Annotated in this window: 10 protein-coding genes and 1 pseudogene; 4 read left to right on the top strand and 7 right to left on the bottom strand. The window is 56.6% G+C overall.

Going from position 1 to position 5955, the window contains the following annotated elements; translation table 11 throughout:
* A pseudogene (locus RTM06_RS22135) lies at positions 1–134 on the top strand (type II CAAX prenyl endopeptidase Rce1 family protein); the annotation flags it as partial.
* A gap of 41 nt (positions 135–175) precedes the next feature.
* Here RTM06_RS22135 and RTM06_RS22130 read toward each other — a convergent pair.
* Positions 176–907 (bottom strand): SDR family NAD(P)-dependent oxidoreductase, encoded by a 732-nt coding sequence (locus tag RTM06_RS22130; RefSeq protein WP_312184723.1) that lies wholly within the window; start codon positions 905–907, stop codon positions 176–178.
* Positions 908–1006: 99 nt separating this feature from the next.
* On the opposite strand from RTM06_RS22130, the gene RTM06_RS22125 reads away from it, so the two are divergent.
* Positions 1007–1387, top strand: coding sequence for a helix-turn-helix domain-containing protein (locus tag RTM06_RS22125; RefSeq protein ID WP_265299867.1), 381 nt, complete (start codon positions 1007–1009; stop codon positions 1385–1387).
* 33 nt (positions 1388–1420) lie between these two features.
* Here RTM06_RS22125 and RTM06_RS22120 read toward each other — a convergent pair whose 3' ends face one another.
* Positions 1421–1588, bottom strand: a complete 168-nt coding sequence (locus tag RTM06_RS22120; RefSeq protein ID WP_008106014.1) for a hypothetical protein — start codon at positions 1586–1588, stop codon at positions 1421–1423.
* Positions 1589–1801: 213 nt separating this feature from the next.
* On the opposite strand from RTM06_RS22120, the gene RTM06_RS22115 reads away from it, so the two are divergent.
* Both RTM06_RS22115 and RTM06_RS22110 read left to right on the top strand, forming a co-directional pair.
* Positions 1802–1972: a hypothetical protein gene (locus tag RTM06_RS22115; RefSeq protein WP_007887091.1), complete on the top strand. Its 171-nt coding sequence runs from the start codon at positions 1802–1804 to the stop codon at positions 1970–1972.
* Positions 1973–2083: 111 nt separating this feature from the next.
* A complete protein-coding gene (locus tag RTM06_RS22110; RefSeq protein WP_008106011.1) occupies positions 2084–2317 on the top strand; it encodes a hypothetical protein in 234 nt (77 codons plus the stop codon).
* Between the two features lie 114 nt (positions 2318–2431).
* Here RTM06_RS22110 and yniD read toward each other — a convergent pair whose 3' ends face one another.
* The 5 genes from yniD to RTM06_RS22085 form a co-directional block, all read right to left on the bottom strand.
* Entirely contained in the window at positions 2432–2539 is a 108-nt protein-coding gene (yniD, locus tag RTM06_RS22105) for a small membrane protein YniD (RefSeq protein ID WP_021507251.1), read from the bottom strand.
* A 79-nt stretch (positions 2540–2618) separates the two neighbouring features.
* Positions 2619–3047: an OsmC family protein gene (locus RTM06_RS22100; RefSeq protein ID WP_154183140.1), complete on the bottom strand. Its 429-nt coding sequence runs from the start codon at positions 3045–3047 to the stop codon at positions 2619–2621.
* 62 nt (positions 3048–3109) lie between these two features.
* A complete protein-coding gene (lldD, locus tag RTM06_RS22095) occupies positions 3110–4300 on the bottom strand; it encodes an FMN-dependent L-lactate dehydrogenase LldD (protein ID WP_008106005.1) in 1191 nt (396 codons plus the stop codon).
* Positions 4301–4323: 23 nt separating this feature from the next.
* Positions 4324–5067 (bottom strand): transcriptional regulator LldR, encoded by a 744-nt coding sequence (gene lldR, locus RTM06_RS22090; RefSeq protein ID WP_256695738.1) that lies wholly within the window; start codon positions 5065–5067, stop codon positions 4324–4326.
* A 176-nt stretch (positions 5068–5243) separates the two neighbouring features.
* A partial coding sequence (locus RTM06_RS22085; RefSeq protein WP_312184721.1) for an MFS transporter occupies positions 5244–5955 on the bottom strand: 712 nt, incomplete at its 5' end.

Below are 5955 nucleotides of genomic sequence, written 5' to 3'. Positions count from 1 at the left end.
CGCTGGTCGCCTTAACGCTGTTTTCCCTGCTGCTGTGCTATGCGCGTTTGCGCAGTAACAGCCTGGCGCTGCCGATTTTCCTGCACACGCTGAATAACCTGATCGCTATCCTGCCGGCCTGGTATTTCGCCTGACCAAAGCAAAACAGCCATCCTGAGATGGCTATTTATGATGCTTATACCTGCGTCAAACCGCCATCCACACAGATTTCTGCGCCCGCAATGTAGCTGCTCTCGTCACTGGCGAGGAACAGCGCGACGTTGGCCACTTCTTCGGGTTTACCCATTCTACTGAGCGGAATGGTGCTGGTAATGCCGTTGCGCACCTCTTCAGAAGCCGCCTGCATCATATCGGTATCGATCGGGCCAGGCGCCACCACGTTTATACGGATGCCGCGCGCGGAGAGCTCGCGCGTCCAGGTGCGGGCAAAAGATCGCAGCGCGGCTTTGCTGGCGCTGTAAACGCCGTAACCCTGAGTGCCAATCACATCGGCAATTGAACCCATCAATACCACGCTGGCGCCGGGCTTCAGCAGCGGCAATGCTGCCTGCAGGGCAAACACCGGCGAGCGCACATTGAGGCCGAAGATTTGGTCAAAATGCCCGGCGCTAATCTCATCAATGGTGGCGTACTCCGCCATGCCAGCGTTGATCACCAACACATCCAGCTGGCCGGATTCGCGCCTGATCGTCTCGATAATGCGCGTTAGTTCACTCTGCTGGCTCACATCGGCACGCAGCGGATGCGCGTTGCCGTTGATGCTGCTGCTGGCGGCCTGTAACTCTTCATCGCGGCGCGAGGTAAACCAGGTTGTCGCGCCTTCACTGGCAAAACGCTGGCTGATCGCCAGACCAATTCCCTTTGCGCCGCCCAAAACCACCGCCACTTTGTTATCCAGTCTGCTCATCTGCTCTCTCCTGTTTGGGTAGAAAGCCGATGGTATATATTTTATACTTAATAACAATTACGCACTTTGTTTATACCAGATATCGCGGAGTATATCGCCATGGCAGAGATCGACGGTAACAGCTTGAGAGATGTAGGAAAAACCCGGCCGGTGCTGGAGCACATCACCAATAAATGGTCGATTTTAATTCTTACCGTGCTATGTACTAAGCCGTCGCGTTTTAACGAGATTCGTCGTCGGTTGGATGGCATCACCCATAAAGCGTTGGCGGATGCGTTAAAGCGGCTGGAGCGCAATGGGCTGGTGAATCGTGAAGTGTTAAACACAGCGCCAATCGGTGTGGAATACAGCCTGACGCCGCTGGCGCAGACGCTGCAACAACCGTTTATCGCGCTGTATGACTGGGCGCTGGAGCATGGTCCATCACTGGAACGCGCGCAGGAAGCGTACGATCGCACCCACGCAGATGAGCCAGCGTAGGGTCGCCATTCATGGCGACCGCTGGCAAAAAAATTACGCTTTTTCCGCTTCGAAATGGTTTTTGAACTGCTCGTAGATCGAAATCATGTTAGAAGCATCACCCTGCAGCGGGCTCAGTTTTCCGGCGCGCACCAGTTCAATCACCAGCTGTAGGGCGGCTTGTTTTGGGTTGCTGGCTGGCTGGGCAATTTCGTTCGACATGTTAACTCACTCATCGTTTTTATCAGGGCCGCATAGTTTAGCCCAGATTGAGCTACGGTTGCGCACCGCGATGCGTATAATCTTGCGAGCCGGACACGAAAGCCGCTCAGGGTGATAATTGACTCTCAAGGCGTTTAGCTATACTGGATCAAAAAAAGGGAACGACCAGCCACACATTCCGTACCAGCGAGAAGGTGTTAAAGGAGTCTGATTATGCTGATTGGTTTTGTTTTGTTAGTGAGCGCGTGCGGGCATGATGCCTGTGATGCCTTACCGGTTTCGGAGCGAATCTATCCGACCAAAGTGGCCTGTGAGCAAATGGCCGATCGCATCCATAAAGTGCGGCCAAACGTGGTCTTACTTTGTGGCGAAGTGCACCGTTAATTCGGTGCCAGTTTTATTACAGCCGCGCAAATAGTAGCCAAACGGCATTGCAAGAATGGGTTGTAGCGTTCAAAATATAAGCTGCTTTTCACTATCACCGTTGTGAATCCAATGAAAACATCTCGCCCCCGTCGTCCAAACGGACGCTGGGTTTACTACATTTTGTATGATGGCATTCTCTGGCCCTGCCCCGTACGTTGGGAATGGGAGAGCGGCTTCGGCGGCTGGCTGCCATTCTATTTCTCGCCCACTTTTGAGTTCGTGGCGGGCGATCCACGCAAGGCCTATCGCATTGCGCGCAGCAGCGTGCGTAACGTACGCCAGACAGACGGTGAGTTCGCCTGATTGATTAGCCGATCTGCCATGGGAACCACGATGCCGTGAGCAGATAATGCAGTAACTCCAGCACTAAAATCACCATCACTAACACGCCAAGCTTGTGACTGCTGATCCACTCTTTCATCCCCATATCATCGCCGCCCAGCGAATCAGCATCAGCGCCCCGCAGATGCACAACAGCACCACGATCATTTTCCAGTGTTTGGTTGCAGCCAGTTTTTTTGCCACACATCCTCCAGACGACAGAAAGCAACGATGCGCCCTAAGGCGCACCGTTGATTCTAACGCTGGTCACCCATTTGGGCGATTATTTATTCAGCGTGTAGTCGAGCGTGATTTCAGCATTCAGTACCTGAGATACCGGGCAGCCCGCTTTGGCTTTCTGGATAATCTCATCGAACTTCGCCTCATCAATACCCGGCAAGACGATGGCGCTGGTCAGCGCGATTTTGGTAATGGCAAACCCGTCGCCCTTTTTATCCAGCGACACATCAGCGGTGGTATCAATGCTTGTAGGCGGATGCCCTTCATTGCCCAACATCAATGACAATGCCATGGAGAAACACGCGGCATGTGCGGCACCAATCAGCTCTTCCGGGTTGGTGCCCTTCTCGCCTTCAAAACGGGTATTGAAACCGTAAGGTTGATTGCTCAACACGCCGCTTTCCGTACTCACCGTACCTTTGCCTTTAATGTCGCCTTCCCAATGGGCCGATCCTTTCTTATGAATGGTCATGTCATTCCTCCTGTTATGTTCGACAGCTATTGAGTATAGACAACATGACTCATTCTGCTGGATTAGCTCACCGCGCGAGGACGCGCCGGACTCAAGCCCGCCTCGCTCAGCAGCGCGTTAGCCTGCACCAGCGAAGCCTGGGTAATCTCTTTGATCGATTTCGCACCGGTCAGCGTCATCGCCACTTTCATCTCTTTCTCAATCAAATTGAGCAGATTTTCAACGCCGCGCTGACCGTGCGTTGCCAGCGCATAGACAAACGCGCGTCCCAGCAGCACGCTGTCGGCTCCAAGCGCAATCATGCGCACCACATCCAACCCGCTGCGAATGCCGCTGTCGGCGAGAATAGTGATATCGCCTTTCACCGCATCGGCAATTGCCGGCAACGCGCGCGCCGACGACAGCACGCCATCCAGCTGACGCCCGCCGTGATTCGACACCACAATGCCATCGGCACCAAAACGTACCGCATCGCGCGCATCTTCCGCATCAAGGATGCCTTTGATCACCATCGGGCCATCCCAGAATTCACGAATCCACTCCAGGTCTTTCCAGGAAATCGACGGATCGAAATTGTTCGCCAGCCAGCCGATGTAATCTTCCAGCCCGGTCGGTTTGCCGAGATAGGTGGAGATATTGCCGAGATCGTGCGGACGGCCATGTAAACCGACGTCCCACGCCCATTGCGGATGCGTTGCCGCCTGCCAGTAACGACGCAGCGGCGCATTGGGGCCGCTCATGCCGGAGTGCGCATCACGGTAGCGTGCGCCCGGCGTCGGCATATCGACGGTGAACACCAGCGTGGTACAGCCAGCGGCTTTGGCGCGCTCCAGCGCATTGCGCATAAAGCCGCGATCGCGCAGCACATAGAGCTGGAACCACATCGGACGATTAATCGCAGGCGCCACTTCTTCGATGGGGCAAACCGACACGGTGGAGAGCGTAAACGGAATCCCTTTCAGCGCCGCCGCGCGCGCCGCCTGCACTTCGCCACGTCGCGCATACATGCCGCATAAGCCGACCGGCGCTAATGCCACCGGCATCGATAGCGTTTCGTTGAACAGTTTAGTTTCAAGGCTCAACTCCGACATGTTTTTCAACACACGCTGGCGCAGCGCCACGTCGGAGAGATCGGCGACATTGCGCTTCAGCGTGTGCTCGGCGTAGGCGCCGCCATCCAGATAGTGAAACAAGAACGGTGGCAAGATGCGTTGCGCCGCGGCGCGATAGTCACTGGCAGCAGAAATGATCATCCCTTATTTTCCTTGTGCTGAGGTCATGGGTGGCCCGGCAGACGCGTAATGCGCGCCTGGCGCGCCTCATCTTCATGCAGGGTTTTCATGGTGGTGTGAACAAAACCGAGGTGATCCATCGCTGCCTGGCGCGCCGCTTCCGCGTCACCGGCCATCACCGCATCAAATATCGCCTGATGCTGTTCGTTAAGACGATTGAAAATCACCGGTTGGGTATACATGCGCTGGCGACTGTGCAGCACCGAAGATTGCAGCAGATCGAAAAATCCGCGCATGGTCTGCAGCAGCACCACGTTATGCGAGGCTTCGGCGATGGCGAGATGAAAACGCAGATCGGCCTGCGCCGCGAGATCGGCATCGTCGCTGTGCTTAATCTTCAGCAGCGCATCAAAGGCGAAGCTCAGCTTCTCTTTATCCGATTCGGTGGCGCGCAACGCCGCATGCCACGCGGTGCTGGCTTCTATCGCGTGGCGCGCTTCAAGAATGTCATAGCGATAATCAGGATCCTCCGCCAGCAGCTGACGAATTGGCTCAACGATACGCTGTTCCGACCACGGCTGCGGCGGCTGACGTAGCCAGGTGCCGCCACCGCGTTTACTGATTAACACGCCGCTGCTGATCAGTTGCTGGATCGCCTCGCGCAGTGAGGAGCGCGACGAACCAAACTCCGCCGCCAGCGCGCGTTCGGATGGCAGCCGCATGCCCGGCTCCAGCTGGTGCTCTGTGATCCAGGCGCAGAGCCGCGCCCGCAGCGTGTTTTCCGTCATCGCATTATCCTGTGTGATACACACCCGCCACGCTAAATTGGTAGGACCAAAATGCAGCGTGGCGGACTTCGTGGAGGAGAATGGTTAATGCTTTGTTATTTCGATGCAACGAAACAGGCGGGATTTTTCATGTTATGTGACGACGCGGCCACAATTGCGCCATGCGGTAGGACCAATTACGCCGTAGTCCGGCCAAAGGCCCGACCATAACTGCGCGGGTGAAAGCGCAGATTCAGCACGATCAGCCCAACCGTCACCGCCGTCTGCATCAGCCAGACGCTGGAGAAACTGTGGGTTAATGCCTGCAGCTGACCGGCGATAAACGGCATGCAACCCGCGATGATAAAACCTGCGCCTTGCATAAACGCCACCAGCCGCGCACCGGCCTGCGGATGCGGCAGGTGATCGAGCGCCAGCACCATCGCCAGCGGAAACGCCGCGCCCAGTCCAAATCCGGCAATCGCCGCCCATAACCACGGTGCGAACAGCGGGGCAAACAGAAAACCGCTCATGCCGATCAGCTGGCAAACCAGGCTGATAATCAGCTGCGGACGCCGATCCGCCTTACGCGCCAGTAGCGGCATCAGCAGCGCACCCGCAACCTGACACAGAATCATCGCGCCAAGCAGCGATCCGCCAGCCTGTGCCGACCAGCCAAGATGATGATAAGCATCCGGCAGCCAGGCAACACAGGTGGCGTAACCGCCGTTCACCAGGCCAAAACTGATCGCCAGCGTCCAGGCGCGTGGCGTGCGCCACAGCGACGGCAGCGCAACGTTTTCCGTGCTGGCGGCGGTGGGCACGCGCACGTAAAGCCACAATCCAATCGCCAGCAGTACCGGCAGCGCCCAGCCGGTCAGCGCCAGCGACCAGCCAAAATGCTCGCTG

Source organism: Pantoea sp. CTOTU46764 (assembly GCF_031974595.1).
Classification (GTDB): Bacteria; Pseudomonadota; Gammaproteobacteria; order Enterobacterales; family Enterobacteriaceae; genus Pantoea; species Pantoea trifolii.
This window is presented reverse-complemented; position numbering and strand designations above follow the sequence as displayed.

Coding starts and splice junctions, on each gene's coding strand:
- RTM06_RS22110 (WP_008106011.1), top strand. CDS start 2,084: ATGAAAACATCTCGCCCCCGTCGTCCAAACGGACGCTGGGTTTACTAC.
- lldR (WP_256695738.1), bottom strand. CDS start 5,067: ATGACGGAAAACACGCTGCGGGCGCGGCTCTGCGCCTGGATCACAGAG.
- RTM06_RS22125 (WP_265299867.1), top strand. CDS start 1,007: ATGGCAGAGATCGACGGTAACAGCTTGAGAGATGTAGGAAAAACCCGG.
- RTM06_RS22100 (WP_154183140.1), bottom strand. CDS start 3,047: ATGACCATTCATAAGAAAGGATCGGCCCATTGGGAAGGCGACATTAAA.
- lldD (WP_008106005.1), bottom strand. CDS start 4,300: ATGATCATTTCTGCTGCCAGTGACTATCGCGCCGCGGCGCAACGCATC.
- RTM06_RS22115 (WP_007887091.1), top strand. CDS start 1,802: ATGCTGATTGGTTTTGTTTTGTTAGTGAGCGCGTGCGGGCATGATGCC.
- RTM06_RS22120 (WP_008106014.1), bottom strand. CDS start 1,588: ATGTCGAACGAAATTGCCCAGCCAGCCAGCAACCCAAAACAAGCCGCC.
- RTM06_RS22130 (WP_312184723.1), bottom strand. CDS start 907: ATGAGCAGACTGGATAACAAAGTGGCGGTGGTTTTGGGCGGCGCAAAG.